The sequence below is a fragment of the Halomonas tibetensis genome (genome assembly GCF_042643535.1).
GTDB lineage: Bacteria > Pseudomonadota > Gammaproteobacteria > Pseudomonadales > Halomonadaceae > Halomonas > Halomonas tibetensis.
In genome coordinates, this window is record NZ_JBHRSQ010000004.1 from 54,424 (window position 1) to 75,101 (window position 20,678).

General features: G+C 65.5%; 16 protein-coding genes. 10 read left to right on the forward strand and 6 right to left on the reverse strand.

The window, feature by feature from the left end:
* Positions 1–118: 118 nt before the first annotated feature.
* Together ACFODV_RS00445 and ACFODV_RS00450 are read right to left on the reverse strand one after the other, a co-directional pair.
* On the reverse strand, positions 119–856 hold the full coding sequence (locus ACFODV_RS00445; RefSeq protein WP_379752977.1) for an SDR family oxidoreductase: 738 nt from the start codon (positions 854–856) through the stop codon (positions 119–121).
* Between the two features lie 256 nt (positions 857–1,112).
* A complete protein-coding gene (locus ACFODV_RS00450; protein WP_379752980.1) occupies positions 1,113–1,715 on the reverse strand; it encodes a TetR/AcrR family transcriptional regulator in 603 nt (200 codons plus the stop codon).
* 220 nt (positions 1,716–1,935) lie between these two features.
* Here ACFODV_RS00450 and ACFODV_RS00455 point away from each other — a divergent pair, with 220 nt between their 5' ends.
* The 9 genes from ACFODV_RS00455 (at position 1,936) to dauA (ending at position 14,983) form a co-directional block, all read left to right on the forward strand.
* Positions 1,936–2,592 (forward strand): hypothetical protein, encoded by a 657-nt coding sequence (locus ACFODV_RS00455; RefSeq protein WP_379752983.1) that lies wholly within the window; start codon positions 1,936–1,938, stop codon positions 2,590–2,592.
* A gap of 93 nt (positions 2,593–2,685) precedes the next feature.
* Positions 2,686–3,606, forward strand: coding sequence for a lysine exporter LysO family protein (locus ACFODV_RS00460; RefSeq protein WP_379752985.1), 921 nt, complete (start codon positions 2,686–2,688; stop codon positions 3,604–3,606).
* 106 nt (positions 3,607–3,712) lie between these two features.
* Positions 3,713–4,975, forward strand: coding sequence for an efflux RND transporter periplasmic adaptor subunit (locus ACFODV_RS00465; protein WP_379752989.1), 1,263 nt, complete (start codon positions 3,713–3,715; stop codon positions 4,973–4,975).
* Positions 4,972–8,073 (forward strand): efflux RND transporter permease subunit, encoded by a 3,102-nt coding sequence (locus ACFODV_RS00470; protein WP_379752992.1) that lies wholly within the window; start codon positions 4,972–4,974, stop codon positions 8,071–8,073. Before ACFODV_RS00465 ends, ACFODV_RS00470 begins: the two co-directional genes overlap by 4 nt.
* The gene (locus tag ACFODV_RS00475; RefSeq protein WP_379752995.1) at positions 8,070–9,506 is read left to right on the forward strand and encodes an ATP-binding protein; all 1,437 of its coding nucleotides are present in this window, start codon (positions 8,070–8,072) and stop codon (positions 9,504–9,506) included. Before ACFODV_RS00470 ends, ACFODV_RS00475 begins: the two co-directional genes overlap by 4 nt.
* Complete coding sequence (locus ACFODV_RS00480; protein ID WP_379752998.1) at positions 9,503–10,225, forward strand: response regulator; 723 nt, start codon at positions 9,503–9,505, stop codon at positions 10,223–10,225. The genes ACFODV_RS00475 and ACFODV_RS00480 overlap by 4 nt, the downstream gene beginning before the upstream one ends.
* A gap of 102 nt (positions 10,226–10,327) precedes the next feature.
* A complete protein-coding gene (locus ACFODV_RS00485; protein WP_379753000.1) occupies positions 10,328–10,786 on the forward strand; it encodes a hypothetical protein in 459 nt (152 codons plus the stop codon).
* A gap of 268 nt (positions 10,787–11,054) precedes the next feature.
* The gene (betT, locus tag ACFODV_RS00490; protein ID WP_379753003.1) at positions 11,055–13,097 is read left to right on the forward strand and encodes a choline BCCT transporter BetT; all 2,043 of its coding nucleotides are present in this window, start codon (positions 11,055–11,057) and stop codon (positions 13,095–13,097) included.
* 146 nt (positions 13,098–13,243) lie between these two features.
* Positions 13,244–14,983, forward strand: coding sequence for a C4-dicarboxylic acid transporter DauA (gene dauA / locus ACFODV_RS00495; protein ID WP_379753005.1), 1,740 nt, complete (start codon positions 13,244–13,246; stop codon positions 14,981–14,983).
* Between the two features lie 61 nt (positions 14,984–15,044).
* On the opposite strand, the gene ACFODV_RS00500 is transcribed toward dauA, so the two are convergent.
* Both ACFODV_RS00500 and exaC read right to left on the reverse strand, forming a co-directional pair.
* The gene (locus ACFODV_RS00500; RefSeq protein ID WP_379753008.1) at positions 15,045–15,674 is read right to left on the reverse strand and encodes a methyltransferase domain-containing protein; all 630 of its coding nucleotides are present in this window, start codon (positions 15,672–15,674) and stop codon (positions 15,045–15,047) included.
* Positions 15,675–15,811: 137 nt separating this feature from the next.
* Positions 15,812–17,332 carry an acetaldehyde dehydrogenase ExaC gene (exaC, locus tag ACFODV_RS00505; RefSeq protein WP_379753011.1) on the reverse strand — a complete coding sequence of 507 codons (1,521 nt, stop codon included), beginning with the start codon at positions 17,330–17,332 and terminating at the stop codon, positions 15,812–15,814.
* A gap of 131 nt (positions 17,333–17,463) precedes the next feature.
* Between exaC and ACFODV_RS00510 the strand changes: the two genes are divergently transcribed.
* Positions 17,464–18,141, forward strand: a complete 678-nt coding sequence (locus ACFODV_RS00510; RefSeq protein WP_379753014.1) for a response regulator — start codon at positions 17,464–17,466, stop codon at positions 18,139–18,141.
* Here ACFODV_RS00510 and ACFODV_RS00515 read toward each other — a convergent pair.
* The gene (locus tag ACFODV_RS00515; RefSeq protein WP_379753017.1) at positions 18,126–19,481 is read right to left on the reverse strand and encodes a hybrid sensor histidine kinase/response regulator; all 1,356 of its coding nucleotides are present in this window, start codon (positions 19,479–19,481) and stop codon (positions 18,126–18,128) included. The genes ACFODV_RS00510 and ACFODV_RS00515 overlap by 16 nt on opposite strands.
* The gene (nosP, locus tag ACFODV_RS00520; RefSeq protein ID WP_379753020.1) at positions 19,450–20,643 is read right to left on the reverse strand and encodes a nitric oxide-sensing protein NosP; all 1,194 of its coding nucleotides are present in this window, start codon (positions 20,641–20,643) and stop codon (positions 19,450–19,452) included. The genes ACFODV_RS00515 and nosP overlap by 32 nt, the downstream gene beginning before the upstream one ends.
* Between the last annotated feature and the right edge of the window lie 35 nt (positions 20,644–20,678).

The following is a 20,678-nucleotide window of genomic DNA, read 5'->3' on the forward strand; positions in this document are numbered from 1 at the left end:
CCGCCTGCTGGGGACTCATCACCCCACCCACACCCGTCCTGAACGAAAACGCCACCGCGACCGTGTCACGGTCGCGGTGGCGAAGTGTCAGGGCGGTCATGCACCTGATACATGGAACTTAGAGCGGCTGCTTGGTCGGCCGAATGATCAACTCGTTGACGTCGACATCCGCCGGCTGCTCGATGGCGTAGGTGATTGCCCGGGCGATGGCATCGGCATCGATGGCCATCTCGTAGAGCTCATTCACATTCTTGGCGGTGTCAGAGTCGCTGATCGTGGTGGTCAGCTCGGTGGCCACCGCCCCTGGCGAGATGTTGGTGGAACGGATCTCCTCGCCGCCTTCTTGGCGAATGCCCTCGGAGATCGCCTTGACCGCATACTTGGTGGCGCAGTAGACGGCCGCAGACGGAAAGACCACGTGACCAGCCACCGAGGAGAGGTTGATGATATGGCCGGCATGCTGCTCGCGCATGGTCGGCAGCACCGCGGCAACACCGTAAAGCACGCCCTTGATATTGACGTCGATCATCTGCTCCCACTCGTCGACCTTGAGCTGATCAAGGGGTGACAACGGCATCACGCCGGCGTTGTTGACCAGCACGTCGATGCGGCCATAGGCCTCCTTGGCGGCGGTGGCCAGTGCCTCGACCTGCTCGCGGTCGGTCACGTCGGTTACACGATAGATGGCCTCGCCGCCCTGCTCGACGATGGCATCACGCAGCGCCTCAAGACGCTCCTCGCGGCGGGCGCCAAGCACCAGCTTAGCGCCGCCTTTTGCCAGGCGGTGGGCAGTGGCTTCGCCGAGGCCGCTGCTGGCTCCGGTAATGATGACAACCTTGCCATTGATCTCGGACATAAAATCTTCTCCTTGGAAATAGTTCGTGGTGTTGCTCCCCGACCAACTCGGCGGGGATTTTCAAAGATGTCAGGCCGGCCATACGGACAAACTCGGATAGCCGGTGTAGCCGCTCTCGTCACGGCCTTGGAAAGCGCTGTTGGGTTACCGGGTCATGAATGAGCATTAACGCCGATTTTTGCCGAGTCCAAATTATTTAGACCAGTCTACTAGTTATGGTGCAAGCCCCATTGCTTTTTGGCTCAAACATGGGCCGTCAGGCCGTTTCGGGCAACTTGCTGGCCAGTACCTGGCGGAAGAGAATCGCCTCGAAGCACTCCATGGGCGCCAGCGACTTAACCGTTTTGGCGCGCAGGATGGAGCCCTCCCAGCCGGCCATAATGAAACTTGCCAGGGCCTCGGGGTCGAGGTCATCCGGCAACTCCCCAGCGGAACGGGCCTCCTCGAGGCAGGCCACCAGCCGACGCTCCCAGGCGCGAAACACTTGATCCAGGCGGGCTCGAAAGACCTCACTGCGCGCCGAAAGCTCTTGACCCAAGTTGCCGATCAAGCAGCCTCGTGCATGGTCGCAAGAAAGCATGTCCGCCTTGCCGGCGGCAAAATAACGTCGCAACCGCACCAGTGGCGAGGCGTCGGTGGCTTCGAAGATCGCCGCCAGCCGGCCGTCATACTGCTCCGCAAAGGCATCGATCACGGCCAGGCCGAAATCTTCTTTGCTCGAGAAGTAGTGATAGAAGGAACCTTTAGGGACCCCCGCACGACTAAGCACGGCATTGATACCAGTAGCGTTGAAACCTTGCTCGGCGATCAGTTCGGCACCAATCTCTATCAGCTTGTCGCGGGTGGCGTGTGTTTTCATGACGTCAATATTAGACCAGTCGTCTATCTTTTTCAAACCGAGCCCGGACGCCTCAGTCGAGCATGGCAGACAGCAACCACCGGCTTGTCATGGTTGAAGAAGTGGCGGACCATCTCCAGTACGTGCCCATCGAGGAGCAGCCCCTCACCCTTGAACCCGCGGGGGCTCTCACCATTGCCCCTTTTCACTCCTGCCCCCTTGACGGCCAAGGAACCTTCGCATGCCTTTAATGCTGCACCGTTGCGCCGCCCTTATTTTGCTCCTGATGGTGTCCGTCGGCAGCGTCCAGGCGGCAGAGACGCGTCCCTTCGATGCCCGCTACCGCCTTGAAGTATCCGGCTGGCCCAGCACCAACGTTGAGCATCGTCTTTCCCGGGACGGCGCCTCGTGGCACAGCAAGATGAGCGCCGCCATCGCCATGGCACGGGGAGAGGAAAGCAGCCGCTTCCTGATCGAGGAAAACGGGGTACGTTCACTGCAGTACATCAGCGGTTACTCCCTGCTGGGACTGGGCGGCGACTATCGTCTGACTTCCGACGATCTCGCCACCCTTCCTGATCGCCAGGCGACCATCTTCGACCTCTCTCGCCGAGTGCTTGATGATGGCTGTCAGGAGGCGTGCGCCATCCACTACCAGGACCACCGCGGACGGGAGGAGTACATGGAGTACCGTGTCCTGGGACCCGAGAGTCTGAGCCTGCCCGTCGGAGAGTTCGAAACGCTGGCAGTGGAAGTCACCGAACCCGGCAAGCCGGAGCGACGTATGGTCTTTCGTTTCCACCCCGAGGTGCCCGGCCTGATACTCGTCTTGGACTATCATCGCGACGGCGAGCGCAAGAGTCGCTTATCCCTTACCCAGCTCTCGCTAATGGAGTGAGCGGCGCCCGAGCCTGCCAGGCGGTCACCAGGCTGCTAGAGTAGCGCGTTTCCTGTCGCCGCCCCGGTGACTGTTCAGGAGAAGGAACTCTTGATGCTTAGCGGATTGGTGATCGTGCTGCTGCCGCTGGTGCTGGGCTACATGGTACCGGTGCGTCGCGCCTACCTGATGGCGCTGATCAACCGCGGGGTGAACGCCTCGGTCTACGTGATTCTGCTGCTGATGGGCATAAGCCTGGCCGGGCTCGACGATCTGGCAGACCAGCTGTCCCGCATGGGCAGCCAGGCGCTCGTCCTGTTCACGGTGATCAGCGTCTGCAACCTGGCGGGTCTCTGGTGGCTGTCAAGCCGCCTGAGCCTGAGTGCCGACCCCACGCGGGTCGTGCCCGGCGCCCCCGCCAGCAAGCTCGCCGCCATGGCCGGCTCCCTGGCGCTGGTGAGCGTGGTGGTCGTTGGCATAGCCCTGGGGTTGGCCGGCAGGCGCCTACCCGGGCTCCATGACGGCGCAGAGATACTGGCCGAATGGGTGCTCTATGCCCTGCTGGCGCTGATTGGCTGTCAGCTTCGCAACTCCGGCATGCCACTGCGCCAGATCCTTCTCAACCGCCACGGTCTGGGCATCGCCCTGATGCTGGCCGCCACCTCGCTGATGGGCGGACTACTCGCCGCCCCGCTGCTTGACCTGCGCCCCAGCGAAGGGCTGGCCCTGGCCGCCGGCTTCGGCTGGTACTCGCTCTCCGCTATCCTGGTGGGCGACCAGTTGGGACCGGCGCTGGGAGGCGTGGCCTTCTTCAATGATCTCGCTCGAGAACTGCTTGCCTTTGTGCTGATCCCCCTTCTGATCCGCCGCCATGCGGCCCTGGCCATCGGCTACGGTGGCGCCACCTCCATGGATTTCACCCTGCCGGTGATCCAGCAGCACGGCGGGGTCACCTGTGTGCCGGTGGCGGTGGTGTCAGGTTTTATCCTGTCGCTGCTCTCGCCGCCGTTGATCCTGTTTTTCCTGTCGCTTTGACACGACGCTTTACTCGGGCGGCTTGCATACCGTTTCCACATTTCGTGACCATTGGCTGCATCGCCTCGAGCGATGCTGTTCTTTCGTTTTCTTGCTCGAGGCGCTCATGAACCGCCCGCCCTTCTCCTCTGTGGCTCGCTTTCACCGTCAGCGCGGACGCCTCGGCCTTGGTCCCTTACTCGCTCTGCTGGTACTGGCCGGGGGAATGGTCCTGGCCTGGTGGCTGCTCAGCCAACCGCCGCGAGTCGAGCGCCGCCCCGCGCCTGCATCCGCGCCGCCGCTGGTCGACGCCGTTACCGTGACACCACGGGCCGCCGCGCCGGCGCTGCACGGCTTCGGCCGCGTGGTGGCCGAGCGCGAGGCGCGCCTGGCCAGCCGGGTCGCCGGCCGCCTGGAGGCCTTCGCTTCCGGGGTGCTCCCCGGCCGCATGGTGGAGGCGGGCGTCCCCCTCGCTCGGCTGGATGACGACGACCTGGCACTCGTCCTGCGCGAGGCCGAGGCCACTCTGGCCCAGGCCGAGGCGGCCCTGTCCATGGAGCGCGGCGAACAGCAGCGCGCCCAGTCCGAGTACCAGAGCTTCGGCCGCGATCTGCCCGCCGAGCGACGCGCCCTGGTGCTGCGTGAACCGCAGTTTCGGAGCGCCCAGGCCGAGGTAGAGCGTTCCCGGGCCGCCCGCGATCGCGCCCGGCTGGACCTCGAGCGCGCCACCCTCACGGCGCCCTGGCGCGGCATGGTCCAGGCGCGTCTGCTGGGAGAGGGCAGCGAGGTGGGCAGCGGCACCGAGCTGCTCCACCTGGTGGATGTCTCGCGCTTCTGGGTGCAGGCCTCGCTGCCCGGCGAGGCGCTGGCCTGGCTCGAGACCGCCACGGCCGACACCTCAGGCACCGTCGTGATGCTGTCCAGCCGCAGCTGGCCCGCCGGCAGCGTGCGGCGGGGGGAACTGCTCTCGGTGCTGCCCGCCCTGGAGGAGAACGGCCTGCAGGCCCAGTTGCTGGTGGCAGTGGAGGATCCCCTGGCGCTGGCCGAAGAGAATCGCGGCTCTCCAGCACTGCGCCTGGGTGACGTGGTGCGCCTGGACTTTCAGGCACGCGAACGTAACAACCTGATCGCCCTGCCGGCCGCCGCACTGCGGCCCGGCGACGAGGTCTGGCTGCTGGACGAGGACGAGCGCCTGCGTCGACGCTCGGTCGTTGTCTTGCATCGCGATGACCATCGGGTCCTGGTGGCCGAGGGCCTGACGGAGGGCGAGCGGGTCATCACCTCGCCGCTGGGCCTACCCGGGGAGGGCATGCCACTGCGCACCGCTTCCCCCAGCGACAGTCGGGGGATAGTCGATACCGACCAAGCGCCGACAGGGGCAAGCCGATGACGCGCCGCGGCCCCATCGCCTGGATGGTCCATCACGGGGTGGCCCCCAACCTGTTGATGCTGCTTTTGATCATCGGGGGACTGATGGCTTCGACCACCATCAAGAAGGAGGTCTTCCCCGACTTCGAACTGGAGATCATCACCGTCGCCATCAGCTACCCCGGCGCCACCCCCGAGGAAGTGGAACGCAGTCTGCTGCTGCCGCTTGAGGCGGCGCTGGCGGGCGTGGACGGCATCGACGAGCTGACCGCTACCGCCAACGAGGGAGCCGCTCGGGTTTCCGCCAGCCTGGTGGAGGGGATAGAGGTGATGCGGGTCTACCAGGAAATTCAGCAGGCGGTGGGCACCATCACCAGCCTGCCGGCCGCTGCCGACCCACCACGCTTCGGCCTGGCGGGGCGTTCACGCAGCGTAATGAACCTACAGCTGCACGGCTGGGTTGACGATCAGCGGCTCCACGACCTGGCCGAGTCCGTGCGCGCCGAACTGCAGGCCGCCTCGGGCATCTCCCGGGTGGAACTCTCCGGCAACCGCGAACGCGAAATCCAGGTGCTGCTCGACGAAGAGGCCATGCAGCGCCACAACCTCGACCACCGCCAGCTCGCCAACCTCATCGGCGACGAGGCCCTGGATCTGGCCAGCGGGCGCCTGACCACCGGTGAGGGGGAGTGGCTGATCCGCTATCAGGGACGCCGCGACGACGTCCGCGAATTCAACGAGCTACCGATCCTGGGCAGCCCCGACGGCGGCCAGCTGCGCCTGGGCGACATCGCCCGGGTCGAGCGCGGTTTTGCCGAGACCGACCGCGAGATGCTCTACAACGGTGCGCCGAGCCTGACCCTCGATGTCTACCAGATCGGCGACCAGACGCCCATCGGCATCTCGGATGCCGTGCATGCCCAGCTTGAACGCCTCCAGGCGAGCCTGCCGGAGGGGGTGAGCCTTTCGGTCTACCGGGACACCTCAGAGATCTACCGCGATCGCCTCGACCTGCTGCTCAAGAACGCCTTCCTAGGCCTGGCCCTGGTGCTGGTGCTGATGGGGCTTTTTCTGGAGGCACGGCTGGCCTTCTGGGTCACCCTGGGCATCCCCACCGCCTTCCTCGGCGCCCTGCTGTTCCTGCCCTGGTTCGGCGTTTCCATCAACATGATGTCCATGTTCGCCTTCATCATCGCGCTGGGCATCGTCGTGGACGACGCCATCATGGTGGGCGAGAACATCCACAGCTACCGCGAGCAGGGCCATTCCGCTCGCGAGGCCGCTGTGCGAGGGGCCCGGGAGATGGCGGTACCGATCACCTTCGCCATCCTCTCCAACATTGTTGCCTTCCTGCCGCTGCTGTTTCTGCCCGGATTCCTGGGCATGATCTTCGCCGTGGTACCGCTGGTAGTGATCACGGTCTTTCTGGCTTCCTGGCTGGAGGCGCTGTTCATTCTGCCCGCCCACCTGGCCCACCGCGCTGGAAGCCGCGAAGCGCCGGTCTGGCGCAGGCCCCTGGATCGAGTTCGCAAGGGGCTGCAGGCATGGCTGGCTCACGTCACCCAGCACCGCTTCGCGCCCTTCCTTCAGCACTGCCTGAACCAGCGACTGCTCACGGTCAGCCTCGCAGTGGCGGTGCTGGCGGTGGCCCTGGCCTTTGCCATGAGCGGGCGGCTGGGCTTCTCACTGATGCCCCGGGTGGAGTCAGACCGGGTGCAGGCCACGGTCACTCTGCCAGTGGGCAGCCCTATCGCCGACGACCGCGCCATCCGTGACCGCCTGCTGGACGCCGCCAACGCGCTGGCCGCGCGCGATCTGGGCCCGACCTTTACCGCCAGTCGCGCCCAGATCGACGGCGACCGGCTCGCCGTGCAGCTCACTCTGGATCGCGACAGCCTCGACGCCTGGCCGCCCTCCCGGGTGGCTCGGGAGTGGCGTCAACTCGCCGGTGAGTTCAGCGGCGCCCAGTCGGTGCGCTTCGAGTCCGACGTGGGCGGCCCCGGGGCTGGAGCCGGGCTGACCCTGCGCCTCTCTCATCCCGACAGTCGAGCCCTGGAGGGGGCCGCCACCCGTCTGGCCGAGGCGCTGAGCGAGTTCGAGGGGGTCACCGACATCGACAGCGGCCTAGCCGACGGTAAGCCCCAGTTGGAGATCCGCCTGTCGCCCGAGGGTCGTGCCCTGGGCCTCACCGGCGCGGACCTGGCGGGTCAGCTGCGCGCCCCGCTGCAGGGCATCACCGCCTTGGAGCAGTTCGTGGGCCGCCACGAGATCAGCGTGGAGGTGCGCCTGCCCGCCGAGGCACGTCAAAGCCTCTCCGACCTTTACCGGCTGCCGATCCGAACTCCCGAGGGCCTCCTCGTGCCGCTGGCCCGGGTCGCCGAGATCGAGCTCGGCCGTGCCGCCACCACCCTGCAACGCATAGATGGCAGGAGGATCATCAGCGTCACCGCCGATGTTGCCGGTGAGGGGCGCATCAATCAGATCTTGGCGACCCTGGAGACGGATATCTTCTCCGCCTTGCAGGCCGGCTGGCCGGGGCTCGAGATTACCCCCGGCGGACGCCAGCAGGAGACCGCCGACAACGTCTCGGCGCTCACCCGCGCCGCCTGGCTGACGCTGATCGCGCTCTACGCTCTGCTGGCCATCCCCTTCCGCAGCTATCTTCAGCCGCTGCTGGTGCTGGCCGCCATTCCTTTCGGCATCATCGGCGCCGTGGCCGGGCACATGATCATGGGCTTCGGCCTCTCTGTGATCAGCCTGATGGGCATGCTGGCGCTCTCCGGGGTTGTGATCAACGACGCCCTGGTGCTGATCGACTACGCCAACCGCAGGCGCCGTGAGGGCATGGGCGCCCGGGAGGCGATCCTCGCCGCGGCCACTCGCCGCCTGCGTCCGATCATGATGACCACCCTGACCACCTTCCTGGGCCTGGCCCCGATGATCTTCGAGACTTCGCGCCAGGCGCGCTTCATTATCCCCATGGCAATCTCGCTGGGCTTCGGCATGCTCTTCGCCACTTTCATCCTGCTGCTGCTGGTCCCCTGCCTCTATCTGATGCTGGAGGGCCTGCGCGAGCGCCTTCAGGGCCGCAGCCACCAACGCGAGGAAGTCTCCCCATGAGCCTGCGCCTGCCCCGCCCCGCCGTTTCCCGACTGGGGATCAAGCTCTTCGTGGTGATCCTGGCGGTCAACGTGGCCATCTCAGGCTTCGTCTTTCTCGCCATCTCGCGCAGCCTCGACCGCGGCTTCGTCGAGTACCTGGACACCACCCAGGCCAACCGTGCCGCGACCCTCGCCGAAGGGCTCGGCGAGGAGTGGGCACGACGCGGCGACTGGCAGTGGCTGCGCGTCTCGCCCTCAGCCTGGCAGCGCCTGGTCCGCCAGCAGCTTTGGCCCGGCGCCAGCTCGCCGCCCCGGGGCATCGAACGCCGCCTGGGGGATCCCAAGGACTTTGTGCTCCACGACGCCTCGGGGCTGCCGGTGATCGGGCTGCCACCTGATGACGAGGAGGAGGCCGCCACCCTGCGCTGGCTACCCATCCTCCACGAGGACGAGCGGATCGGCACCCTGGGCTACCGCCCACCGGAACAGCTGATGGCGCGCATGGACCACATCTTCCTGGCGCGCCAGCAACGCAACCTGGCGATCATCGTGGGTTCGCTCGGGGTCGCCTCGCTGCTGCTGGCAGGTGGCCTCTCCTGGTGGCTAGGTCGACGAACCCGCAGCATGGCACTGGCGACCCGTCGACTGACCGAGGGCGACTACAGCACCCGGCTACCCGAAAGGGGACGCGACGAGCTCTCCCGGCTATCCCGGGATTTCAACGTGCTGGCTGCGACCCTGGAGGCAAGCCGCGAGGCGCGCAGCCGCTGGGTGTCTGACATTGCCCACGAGCTGCGTACTCCGCTGGCGGTACTGCGCGGCGAGATCGAGGCGATGCAGGACGGTATCCGCCGGCTGGACCAGGACAGCCTGCACTCCCTGGCCCAGGAGGTCGGCCAGCTCGAACGCCTGGTGGCCGACCTGCGGCTGCTCTCTCAGAGCGATGCCGGCGCCCTGGAGGTACAGCTGGCACCGCTGGACCTCGCCGAGAGCCTGGCCGACCGACTCGATGAAGCGGAAGGATGGATCACCGACAGCGGCATCAGCCTGGAGACCCGCATTGAGGGGGAGGCCTGGATACGCGGCGACGTCCAGCGCCTGCGTCAACTGTGGAACAATCTGCTGGACAACACCTGTGCCTACACCCGATCACCGGGACGGCTACGGATCATTCTCATCGCCACTTCCCGAGGCATTCGGGTCACCTGGGAAGACAGTGCCCCCGGGGTGCCCGAAGCTGAGCTTGACCGGCTGACCGAGCGCCTCTATCGGGTGGAGGGCTCCCGGAACCGGGCCAGCGGCGGCAGCGGCCTGGGACTCTCCATCGCTGCGGCCCTGGTCAAGGCCCACGGCGGTGAGATGCACCCCTCTTGCTCGCCGCTAGGTGGGTTATGCTGGACGATGACGTTTCCAACGATCGATGACGACCGCTTCAGGGAGGAGATCGCATGACATCACAGGAATACGCGGAATCGCAGATCCTGATCGTCGAGGACGAGCCCAAGATTGCCCGGCTGGTGGCCGACTACCTGGAGGGCAGCGGCTTTGCCACGCATCACCTGGACCACGGCGACGCCGTGCTGCCCTGGCTGACGGAAACACGCCAGGCGAGCAAGGGGCCATTGCTGGTGCTACTTGATCTGATGCTGCCCGGCACCGACGGCCTGACTCTGTGCCGCGAGATCCGCCAGCGCTGGCCGGCGCTGCCGGTCATCATGCTCACCGCCCGGGTCGAAGAGGTGGACCGCCTGCTGGGTCTGGAGCTTGGCGCCGACGACTATATCTGCAAGCCCTTCAGCCCGCGGGAGGTCGTCGCCCGGGTCAAGGCGGTGCTGCGCCGCAGCCAGGGGGGCGAAAATCTCGATAATGCCGCCGCCGGTAGTGATCTGGTGCTGGACGAGGAGGGCTGGCGGGCGCTGGCCGATAGCCAGGACCTGGGGCTTACGGCCGTGGAGTTCCAGCTGCTAAAGGTAATGATGCACGCCCCGGGGCGGATCTTCTCCAGGGACCAACTGATGGATCACATGTACCGAGACCATCGCATCGTCTCCGAGCGCACCGTGGACAGCCACGTCAAGAAGCTGCGCCGCAAGATCAGCGAGGTGTGGCCGGAACGCGAAGTGATCCGCTCGGTTTACGGGGTCGGCTACAAGTATCAGCCCGAGGAGTGATGTCGGTTTCGCATGCACGACCTTTGCACGCTGGCTGCACGTCTCTTGCACTGCGCCGAGCGAGACTGGGACCGTCAACCCGAAGCTCAAAGGAGTGCCCCCATGAAGATGATCGTTTCTCGAAAGCTGTTGGCTCCCGCCCTGCTCGCTATTGCCATTGCGCCCCTGGCGCTTTCAGCCGCGGCCGCTGACCACGGCAAGGGCGCAGAACTTCACAAGGAACAGCGCCAGGAACAGCGCGAGCAGTGGCAGGAAGCCCGTGCAGAACACCGGGCCGAAAAGCGCCAGGCGCTCTTCGAACGCGCCGGCATTGATGAGCCAACCCGTGAGGCTCTGAAAGAGGCAAGAGGCGAGCACCACGCGGCGATGCGCCAACTCCATGAGCAGCACCACGAGCGCCTCGACCAGCTCCTCGACGACGACCAGCGCGCCGCCATGAGAGTGGCTCGTGGCGAGATGCAAGAGGAGCGCCGCGCCGAGATGATGACTCGCGGCGAACGCGGCAACGGCATGGGACACGACAAGCCCTACCATGGCCATGGCGACAAGCGCGGCGGCTGAGCTTCCTTCTACCCGGCCCCTGAAGCGACGGGCCCGACCATTCGGTCGGGCCCGTCGACGTTTATGGCCCCTCGCCGTCCTGAACCCCAGCTGATTCAACCCAGGGTTGCAGGACGAAGCGGATCCACGTATTTTATTTGAACGTTCATTCAACAAAGATGAACCGCCTCCCGTCCTACGCAGCAGGCGTGCTCTCGATTGTGCGTAACAATCAACAGCGCGTCTCGGGAGTGTCGCCTCCATCCACCCCACAGGAGCATTCATACCGATGGCGCACAACTCCGACCCCTCGAGGGATCGACTCAACCCCGTGGTCTTTCACGGGAGCGTGGCAGGCATCGTCACCTTCCTCGTCCTTACTCTGCTCTTCACCGAGCAGGCCGGCGCCTTCTTCGACGCCGGCCTGGCCTGGGTGAGCAAGACCTTCGGCTGGTACTACATGCTCGCCGTGGTGGCCTATCTGGTCTTCGTAGTGTTAATCGGCTGCTCTCGCTTTGGCAGTATCCGCCTCGGACCCGATCATTCTCGGCCTGAATTCTCGTTGCTTTCCTGGTCGGCGATGCTGTTCGCCGCCGGTATCGGCATCGACCTGCTGTTCTTCAGTGTGGCCGAACCGGTGGCCCACTACCTGGCTCCGCCCGACCTGACGCCCGAGAGCCAGGCGGCCATGCGCCAAGCCGTGGTGCAGACCTACCTGCACTGGGGACTTTCCGGCTGGGGGCTTTATGTACTGATGGGCATGGCTCTGGCCTACTTCAGCTATCGTCACCGCCTGCCGCTAGCGATCCGTAGCGCCCTCTACCCGTTGCTTGGCAAGCGTATCTATGGCCCTATCGGGCACGCCGTGGACATCACCGCGGTGATCTCCACGGTGTTCGGCATCGCCACCAGCCTCGGCATCGGGGTGATGCAGCTCAACTACGGGCTGGCCTACATGTTCGACGTGCCCGAGAGTCTCTCGGTGCAGATCATCCTGATCGCCCTGGTGGTGGTGCTGGCCACCGTCTCGGTGGTCAGCGGTGTGGAAAAAGGTATCCGTCGCCTGTCAGAGTTCAACATGCTGCTGGCGCTGGCTCTGATGCTGTTCATCCTGTTTCAGGGCCAGACCCTGGTGTTGCTCGACAAGGTGGTAAACAACGCCGGCGACTACCTGTCAGGCTTCGTCGCGATGAGCTTCGACACCTACGCCTTCGCCGGCGAGGAAGCCCAGGAATGGAAAATGTGGTGGACCGTCTTCTTCTGGGGCTGGTGGATCGCCTGGACTCCCTTCGTGGGACTGTTCCTCGCACGCATCTCCCGCGGGCGCACTATTCGAGAGTTTGTCGCCGGCGCCCTGTTCATTCCTCTGGCCTTCATGATGGTGTGGATGTCGGTACTGGGTAACAGCGGCATCGAACTGGTCGCCAACCAGGGCGTAACCGAACTGGGCGAACAGGCACTGAGCACCCCCCAGACCACCCTATACACCCTACTCGAGTACTACCCCTATATCGGCCTCACCGCCGCCGTTGTGACCGTGCTTGGCATCGTCTTCTTCATTACCTCGGCGGATTCCGGTGCCCTGGTGCTGGCCAACTTCACCTCAATCCTCAGCGACGTAAACCACGACGCCCCGGTGAAACTGCGTATTTTCTGGTCGGCGATGATCGGCCTGGTCACCGTGGCACTCCTGATGGCCGGAGGCCTCGCGGCCCTGCAGAGTGCAGTGGTGATCACCGCTCTGCCCTTCTCGCTGGTGATCTTTGCCATCATGGTCGGCATGTTCAAGGCGCTCAAGCTAGAGGGCCGCAAGGCCGAGGCACGCCGCCAGGTCTCCGGCACCGCGCCGGGCGGCGACTGGCGCGAACGGCTCGACAGGGCACTGGATACCTCTAACCGCGCAGGAGCCGAGGCCACCATCGAACACGCCATCCGTCCGGCGCTGACCCAGTTCGCCCAGGAACTCGCGAGCCGCGGCCAGGACGCCACGGTGTCCGAGAAGCAGATCGAAGGCGAGCCGTTGCCGCGTCTGACCCTGCAGGTGGTAATGGAGAATGCGGCCAGCTTCGTCTATCAGGTCTGTCCACACCGCATGCGAACACCGAGCTTCCTGCCGGCCGATGACGACTTTTATGTGCGCCTTGACGTCTTCCTCGCCGAAGGCGGCACCGGCCAGGACCTCAACGGCTATACGCGTGGCCAGGTAGTCGGCGATGTGCTCTCCGAGTATGAGCGCCATCTGCACTTCCTGGCGCTGGCAGGGGAAGGCGGCCAGGTGCAGGCCATGCCCGGCGCAGTAGGCGAGCTGCCGGACGGTGTTAGCCAGGATTGATTCCCCCGGCCCGATGAACGAGGGGCGCCAAGCGGCGCCCCTTTTACATTGTCTGCCCCTCTCTTCAAGAGCAGAACCGCTTGCGGCAGCGCAGCAGACAGGCGTAGCGTAATGGCTCCTGCTCTTTAGCGTGCAAAGGAATCGCCATGTCCCGTTCTTCCCCTCGGAGCGGCTATCGTCTCCCTGTTCCCGGCAGTGCGCTGGTGGCCGCCTGGCGCGCGGGCTACGGCCTGGCCGAACTGCGCCGCGACCTGATGGCCGGCCTGACCATCGGCATCGTCGCCATCCCCCTCTCCATGGCCTTGGCCATCGCCACCGGGGTGCCGCCCCAGCACGGGCTTTACACCGCCATCGTGGCCGGCGCTATCATCGCCCTGACCGGCGGTTCCCGCTTCAACATCTCTGGCCCCACTGCGGCCTTCGTGGTGATCCTCTTTCCCATCGTCGCAAGCCACGGCGTCGGTGGCCTGTTGATCGCCACCCTGATGGCGGGACTGATCCTGGTGGCGCTGGGGCTCGCACGGCTGGGCAGCCTGATCCAGTTCGTGCCCTACCCGGTGGTGCTCGGCTTCACCGCCGGCATCGCGGTGGTGATCGCCCTGCTGCAGCTTCCCGACTTCCTGGGGCTGGCGGGCGTCGAACTGGGCGACAGTACGCCGCATAATCTAGCCGCTATCGTTCGCGCCATCCCGACCCTGGCCCCGGCGGAGCTGGGCATCGGCCTGGTGACCCTGGCCACCCTGATCCTCTGGCCGCGCCTCAAGGTCCCGGTCCCCGCCCCTCTGGTGGGGCTGGTCGTCGGTACTCTGGTGGCACTGGCCTTGAGTGCCACCGGCGTCGAGGTCGCCACTATCGCCTCGCGCTTCAGCTGGGAATTCCAGGGGCAAAGCGGCAGCGGCATCCCACCCTTCGCTCCCAGCCTGGTGGTACCCTGGCGACTACCAGGGCCAGATGGCACGCCGCTGGCAGTAGACTTCGCGCTGATTCGCGAACTGCTCGGCCCGGCGCTGGCCATCGCCATGCTGGCAGCCATCGAGTCGCTGCTCTGCGCGGTGGTGGCCGACGGCCTGACCCGCACCCGCCACGACCCCAACGCCGAGCTGATCGGCCAGGGGCTCGGCAACGTGGTGGTGCCCTTCTTTGGCGGCATCACCGCCACTGCGGCGCTGGCCCGCACCGCCACCAATATCCGCAGCGGCGCAGTCTCGCCGGTAGCCGGCGTCGTCCACTCTCTGGTGGTGCTGCTGGCGGTCGTGCTGCTGGCCGGGGTGCTGGGCTATGTGCCCATGGCGGCACTGGCCGCCCTGCTGTTCATCATCGCCTGGAACATGAGCGAGGCGCGCCATTTTGCTCACACCCTGAGAAGCGCCCCGGGCAGCGATGTGGCGGTGCTGGTGATCTGCTTCGCCCTCACGGTGATCTTCGACATGGTACTGGCGGTGGCCGTAGGCATGGGCTTGGCCGCGGCGCTGTTTATCCGCCGCATGGCCAGCCTCACCGAGGCCCGCCAGCTGCGCGCCGGTGAACGGGAGGCCCCGCCGACCCTGCCCCGCGAGGTGGCCTTCTACGACATCAACGGCCCGCTGTTTTTCGGGGCCGCCGAGAAGGCCGTCGCATCGCTGCGGCTGGTAGACCCGGAAGTCAAGGTGATGATGCTGGACATGCATGACGTGCCGAGCCTGGATGCCACGGCCATCGTCGCCCTCCAGTCGCTGGTGGGTGAACTGCATGCTCAGCGGGTAGGACTGATCTTCTTCGGCCTGCCCCCACGGATGGTCATCAAGCTCCGGCGCGCTGGGCTGCGCCGCGAGGCAGGACGGCTGGCCATGGTCGCCGGTCAGGCCCATGCCGTCCGCCTGGCCGAGCGGTGGCTGGCGCAGGATTGAGAGTGGGTAGAACAGTTGGCGACATGGGAAGTCTGCGGTGCAACTCGGACAGCGGGTGGTATCAGGTCGGGGTTTCCACAAGGGTGAAACGAGCCACCTGGGAAGGCTGGCCGAGGTGGGTGTCCATCTCGCCGACCCCGGAAAAGCTCACCCGATAGCCGTTGCGGCGTGCCACACCCTGGGCCCACTCTCGAAAGCGCGCCCGATCCCACTCGAACTTGTGGTCGGGGTCGCGGAACTCGCCCGGCGCCATGTCATAAAGCGGGTTGTATTCATGGTTCGGGGTTGTCATCACCAGCAGATGGGGGCGCAACCCGGCGAAGACCGCCCGCTCGACCCGAGAGAGCGCCTCGGGTGGAACATGTTCGATGGTCTCCACCATGGCTGCCGCATCGAAGCCGGTTAGACCCGGATGTTTGTCGGTATAGGAGCCGCACACCAGTTCGAGGCGCCCCGCACGGACGGAAGGCAGATCCTCCAGACGCATCTTGGCCTGGGCCAGCAGTTCACCTGAGAGCTCCAGGCCAACCACACGGTCGAACTGGGCGTCGCGCAGCAGGTACTGCAGCAGCCCTCCGGATCCGCACCCCAGGTCAAGCACCCGGCGCGCACCGCTGGCCCTGACCAGCGACACCACACGCTGCAGTCGCTCCTGGTGAAGGTCAGGGGCTTCGAGATTGATCTTCTCCATGCTCTCTCCGTCGGGATCGGGCGGATGATGATGACGCAAAGCGGCCGAGACGTGTAGCAACGAGCGAAAAAAGGCGCGACTCGCGTCGCGCCCGGGATCCGGCTTGGGGTTACCGATGCGTTGTCAAAGACCGCCGGTCAGAAGAAGCCCATCGGGTTGATGTCATAGCTGACCAGCAGGTTCTTGGTCTGCTGGTAGTGCTCAAGTGCCATCTTGTGGTTCTCGCGGCCGATGCCGGACTTCTTGTAGCCACCGAAGGCGGCATGGGCCGGATACTGGTGGTAGCAGTTGGTCCAGACGCGCCCGGCCTGAATGCCACGCCCCATGCGGAAGGCAACGTTGATGTCGCGGGTCCACAGGCCGGCGCCAAGGCCGAACTCGGTGTCGTTGGCGATAGCCAGGGCCTCTTCCTGATCCTTGAAGGTGGTCACCGCGACCACCGGGCCGAAGATTTCCTCCTGGAAGACACGCATCTTGTTGTGGCCCTTGAGCAGCGTCGGCTGCACATAGAAGCCACTGTTGAGCGAGTCGTCCATGGTCTCCTTGTCGCCGCCGGTCAGGAACTCGGCGCCCTCCTCGCGGGCGATGTCCATGTAGGACATGATCTTGTCGAACTGCTCCTGAGAGGCCTGGGCACCGACCTGGACATCGGTATCCAGCGGATTGCCACGCGTGATCGACAGGGTGCGCTCCATGACCTTGGCCATGAAGGCGTCATACATGCTCTCCTGAATCAGCGCCCGGGACGGGCAGGTGCATACCTCACCCTGATTGAAGAACGCCAGCACCAGCCCTTCCGCGGCCTTGTCGATGAATTCCGGCTCGGCGTTCATGATGTCGGCGAAGTAGATGTTCGGCGACTTGCCGCCCAGTTCCACGGTAGAGGGAATGATGTTCTCGGCGGCGCATTTGAGCACATGCCCACCCACCGGGGTGGAGCCGGTGAAGGCAATCTTGGCGATGCGTTTGCTGGTCGCCAGCGCCTGGCCCGCCTCGGCTCCATAGCCGTTGACGATGTTGACCACCCCCGGCGGCAGCAGATCGCCGATCAGCTTCATCAGTTCCAGAATCGAAGCTGGCGTCTGCTCAGCGGGCTTGAGTACCACGCAGTTGCCGGCGGCCAGCGCCGGGGCCAGCTTCCACACTGCCATCAGGATCGGGAAGTTCCAGGGAATGATCTGTCCCACCACGCCCAGCGGCTCGTGGAAGTGGTAGGCCACGGTATTGTTGTCGATGGCACTGGAGGTGTCTTCCTGGGCGCGGATGCAGCCGGCGAAATAGCGGAAATGATCGACGGCCAGCGGCAGATCGGCGTTGAGGGTCTCGCGCACCGCCTTGCCGTTGTCCCAGGTTTCGGCCACGGCGAGCATCTCGATATTCTGCTCGATGCGGTCGGCGATCTTCAGCAGGATGTTGGAGCGCTCGGTGGTGGAGGTCTTGCCCCAGGCCGGTGCGGCCTGGTGGGCGGCGTCCAGCGCCTTGTCGATGTCCTCGGCGCTGGAGCGTGGGATCTGGCAGAACACTTCGCCGTTGACCGGCGTGACGTTGTCGAAGTACTCACCCTTTACCGGCGGCACGAATTCGCCGCCGATATAGTTGCCGTAGCGCTTATCGAAGGTGATGACGGCATCGGTCTGACCGGGGTTGGCATAGATCATGGCATGGCTCCTGACTGTTATCGTTATCGTTGTACACAACTCAGTGTTGGTCAGGCTGGGCTTCTGCGACATACTCCGGTGGCATGAGACGCCCTCATCCCTTGGGAGGAGGGCCTTGACGGGAGAGAGCAATGACAACCCTGATGGTCGCCGACGACCATCCGCTGTTCCGCGACGCTATCGGCGCGGTGATCGCGGCGGGCCTTCCAGGCACCCGCTTGCTGGAGGCCGACAGCCTGGCACGCGCCATGCAGGAGGCCGAGCGCCACGAGGAGGCCCTCGACCTGCTGCTTCTGGACCTGAATCTGCCCGACGCCGAGGGTCTTGATGGGTTAAGCCGCCTCAGGGAGACCTATCCCGAGCTGCCGGTGGCCATCGTCTCGGCGGAGCAGGATCGGCGCACGGTGCTTGCAGCCATCGAGATGGGCGCGGTGGGCTATATCCCCAAATCGACGCCCCGCGACGACCTGCTGGCTGCCCTGCGCCAGCTCCTCGAGGGGCAGCTCTATCTTCCGCCCCAGGTCATGCGCCGCCCTCCCCCCGCGCGCCCGGCGCCGGCCTTGACCGCCGCTCCATCCGACTCGCGCCTGGCGCGCCTCACCGACAAGCAGCTTGAGGTGCTCGAGCTGCTCAGCCGTGGCGCCTCCAACAAGGGGATCGCCCGGGAGTTGGACGTCGCCGAGACCACAGTGAAAACACACGTCTCGGCCATCCTGAGAAAGCTGGGCGTAGCGAGCCGGGTCCAGGCGATACTGCTGGCCAACGAGTTGGACCTGACCCGCTACCGGGCCGGTCATCGCTCCGGCTGAGGCCCCAGCAGCACAGTCAGCAACAGGCGCAGGCGCAGCGGCTTGATGGGCTTGAGCAGGCAATGATAGCCGGCCCGGCGTATGCGCGACTTCAATGCTGCGTCGTGGTTGGCGGTGATTACCAAAACCGGCAGCCAGGGGTAAGTGTCGCGCAGTCGAGCGGCGACCTCGAGCCCGTCGGGCTGCCCATCGCCCAGATGATAGTCCACCAGCAGCACCGTACCGGGTTGGGCGATACGCTTTTCGAGCTCGGACGCCGACCCCATGGCCACCACCCGACATCCCCAGCCTCCCAGCAGGGCCTTCATGCCTTCTCGGATCGCCGCGTCGTTGTCCAGCACCCAGACCATCTGGTCGACCAGTGGCGTCCCGCTTGGCGCAGGGTCAGGGCGTCCAGGGGATGGCCGGGGCGCTTCGGCAAAAGGCACCGTCACCGAGAACAGCGAACCCTGCCCGGGCACCGAGGCAAGTCCAAGCGGATGGCCAAGCATCCCGCTGATGCGGTCGACGATGGCCAGACCCAGACCCAACCCGCGGTCTTCTTCCCCGCGACTCGCTTCGAGGCGCCGGAACTCCTCGAAGATCTCGCGCTGCTGCCCGGGCGCGATACCGGGCCCGGTATCGCCCACCAAGATCTCCAATCCGCCCTGGCGACGTCGACAGCCCAACAGGATGCGGCCGCGCGAGGTATAGCGAATCGCGTTGCCGAGGAAATTACGCACTACCCGTGCCAGTAGTGCCAGGTCGGTCTCAATCACCGCCCGAGTGGTCACGTAGTGGAAGGCGAGCCCTTTGGCCGCCGCCATCTGGCGATACTCTTCCGCCAGCACGTCGAGCAGCTCCTCAGCGGGAAAGGGGGCGATATCGGGCCTGAGCACCCCGGCATCGAGCCGCGAGATATCCACCAGGCTGCCGATCAGCGCCTCGACATCCTTGAGTGAGCGCCCTATGTTGCCGACCAGGCGCCGGGAGCCATCCGGTAGCGACTGTTCCTCAAGGGCACTGGCGAAGAGCCGCGCCGCGTTCAGTGGCTGGAGCAGGTCATGACTCACTGCGGCGAGAAACCGAGTTTTGGAGAGGTTGGCCGCCTCGGCCTCCGCCTTGGCCCTGTGCAATTCACCCAGGGTGCGCTGCAGAGTCTCAGTACGCTCGCGGACCTGCTCAGCCAGCAGCACCGAGTGCTCGAAGGCCGCATAGGGCGCCCCACCCGGCACGCCGCTTGACTCCACGCGCTCGATCAAGGCACTGCAGATGCGCCTCAACCGGGCATTCTCCTCGGCCAGCAACGCCGCCCTGGCCTCTGGCGTCTCAGGCAGCGCCGCCGGGTCGAGCGGTGCCAATGGCCACCCCGGTGAAGGTCTGGTTGATGTGCATGCCATGGTACTGCTCCCCGTAGGTATTGAAGCCAATCACCCGGCTCAGGCTAAGCAGGTCCGAGACCGCCGCGTCCTCGCCCAGCACCTCCAGCTCCAGGCGTCTTAGAAAGCAGTCGCAGCCGATGACCAGTTCGTGGGGCCCCAGCCGTTGTTCGAGGCCCTGTAACGTTTGCACCAGCTCCTCAAGGATCAGTGCGGACGTCATGGCCGTGAGCACGATGCCGTTATCCACGGCGCAATAGAAACTCAGGCTGCCATCCTCGTTGGCCCGCTGGATGGAACGCACGTAATAGTGATCGCCAATGCGCACTGCCAGCGGATGGCGGGCAAACAGCTCGGGGCCCAGCCCAGCCACCGGCTGCTCCACCAGCGCCGCATAGGCCTCCACGGCAGGCACCGCGTTGAGCTCCATCACTCGTCGCGACTCCCGATCGACCGCGGTAACCACCAGTTTTTCATGCCGGGGCCGCAGGTGGTGGGTAGTGAAGACCTCGAAGGGCAACGGCGTATTGACCATCAGCACCACCGCCGCCTCGTTGTGGAAGCGGCCGTGGCAAAAGACGTGGGTACGGGCGAGCCGGTTGTCGTCCCCGGCCGAGCCGCCGAAGCTGGGAATGCTGCCGAGTGCGGCATCGAGAGTCGCAATCACGCTTTCCTCGCTGCTCGAGAGGCCATCAAGCAGGGTTACCACGAAGCTGTGGTCCGCCAGGGGCGCCAAAGCACGCTCGCGACAACGGCCAAGCAGATCATCCACCAGGCGCTGGGCACAGGGCAGGTCGAAGGCGTCGAGGGAGTCCACCAGCGCCGGGGCAAACACGAAATGGCAGCGGTCGAAGCCGATCGCCACGATGCTGCCCCGAGCATAGCCCGCCGGGGTGATCTCCCCGGCCGAGGTGCAACCCGCCACCGGGATGTCGGCGAAGGCTTCGTTGAGGGCGCGAGACAGTGCCTCCAGGGGATACTCGACGCTGCAGAAAAAGAGCACGAAGCCCAGCGATGCATGACACAGACCAGAGGCGAGCTCCGCCACGGCCTCGGCCGGGTCGGATCGATGGCTCACGGCGGTGCGCAGCGGGGAAACCACGGCAGGGGCCGAAACGGGGAAGAGACTTGTGGCATCTTGCATGGCGGACTCCGACTGCAACCCTCGACCAGTGTAGG

What these genes read in the sequence shown, in the direction of transcription:
- ACFODV_RS00445 (WP_379752977.1), bottom strand. Translation starts at nt 856, where the DNA reads ATGTCCGAGATCAATGGCAAGGTTGTCATCATTACCGGAGCCAGCAGC.
- ACFODV_RS00450 (WP_379752980.1), bottom strand. Translation starts at nt 1,715, where the DNA reads ATGAAAACACACGCCACCCGCGACAAGCTGATAGAGATTGGTGCCGAA.
- ACFODV_RS00455 (WP_379752983.1), top strand. Translation starts at nt 1,936, where the DNA reads ATGCCTTTAATGCTGCACCGTTGCGCCGCCCTTATTTTGCTCCTGATG.
- ACFODV_RS00460 (WP_379752985.1), top strand. Translation starts at nt 2,686, where the DNA reads ATGCTTAGCGGATTGGTGATCGTGCTGCTGCCGCTGGTGCTGGGCTAC.
- ACFODV_RS00465 (WP_379752989.1), top strand. Translation starts at nt 3,713, where the DNA reads ATGAACCGCCCGCCCTTCTCCTCTGTGGCTCGCTTTCACCGTCAGCGC.
- ACFODV_RS00470 (WP_379752992.1), top strand. Translation starts at nt 4,972, where the DNA reads ATGACGCGCCGCGGCCCCATCGCCTGGATGGTCCATCACGGGGTGGCC.
- ACFODV_RS00475 (WP_379752995.1), top strand. Translation starts at nt 8,070, where the DNA reads ATGAGCCTGCGCCTGCCCCGCCCCGCCGTTTCCCGACTGGGGATCAAG.
- ACFODV_RS00480 (WP_379752998.1), top strand. Translation starts at nt 9,503, where the DNA reads ATGACATCACAGGAATACGCGGAATCGCAGATCCTGATCGTCGAGGAC.
- ACFODV_RS00485 (WP_379753000.1), top strand. Translation starts at nt 10,328, where the DNA reads ATGAAGATGATCGTTTCTCGAAAGCTGTTGGCTCCCGCCCTGCTCGCT.
- betT (WP_379753003.1), top strand. Translation starts at nt 11,055, where the DNA reads ATGGCGCACAACTCCGACCCCTCGAGGGATCGACTCAACCCCGTGGTC.
- dauA (WP_379753005.1), top strand. Translation starts at nt 13,244, where the DNA reads ATGTCCCGTTCTTCCCCTCGGAGCGGCTATCGTCTCCCTGTTCCCGGC.
- ACFODV_RS00500 (WP_379753008.1), bottom strand. Translation starts at nt 15,674, where the DNA reads ATGGAGAAGATCAATCTCGAAGCCCCTGACCTTCACCAGGAGCGACTG.
- exaC (WP_379753011.1), bottom strand. Translation starts at nt 17,332, where the DNA reads ATGATCTATGCCAACCCCGGTCAGACCGATGCCGTCATCACCTTCGAT.
- ACFODV_RS00510 (WP_379753014.1), top strand. Translation starts at nt 17,464, where the DNA reads ATGACAACCCTGATGGTCGCCGACGACCATCCGCTGTTCCGCGACGCT.
- nosP (WP_379753020.1), bottom strand. Translation starts at nt 20,643, where the DNA reads ATGCAAGATGCCACAAGTCTCTTCCCCGTTTCGGCCCCTGCCGTGGTT.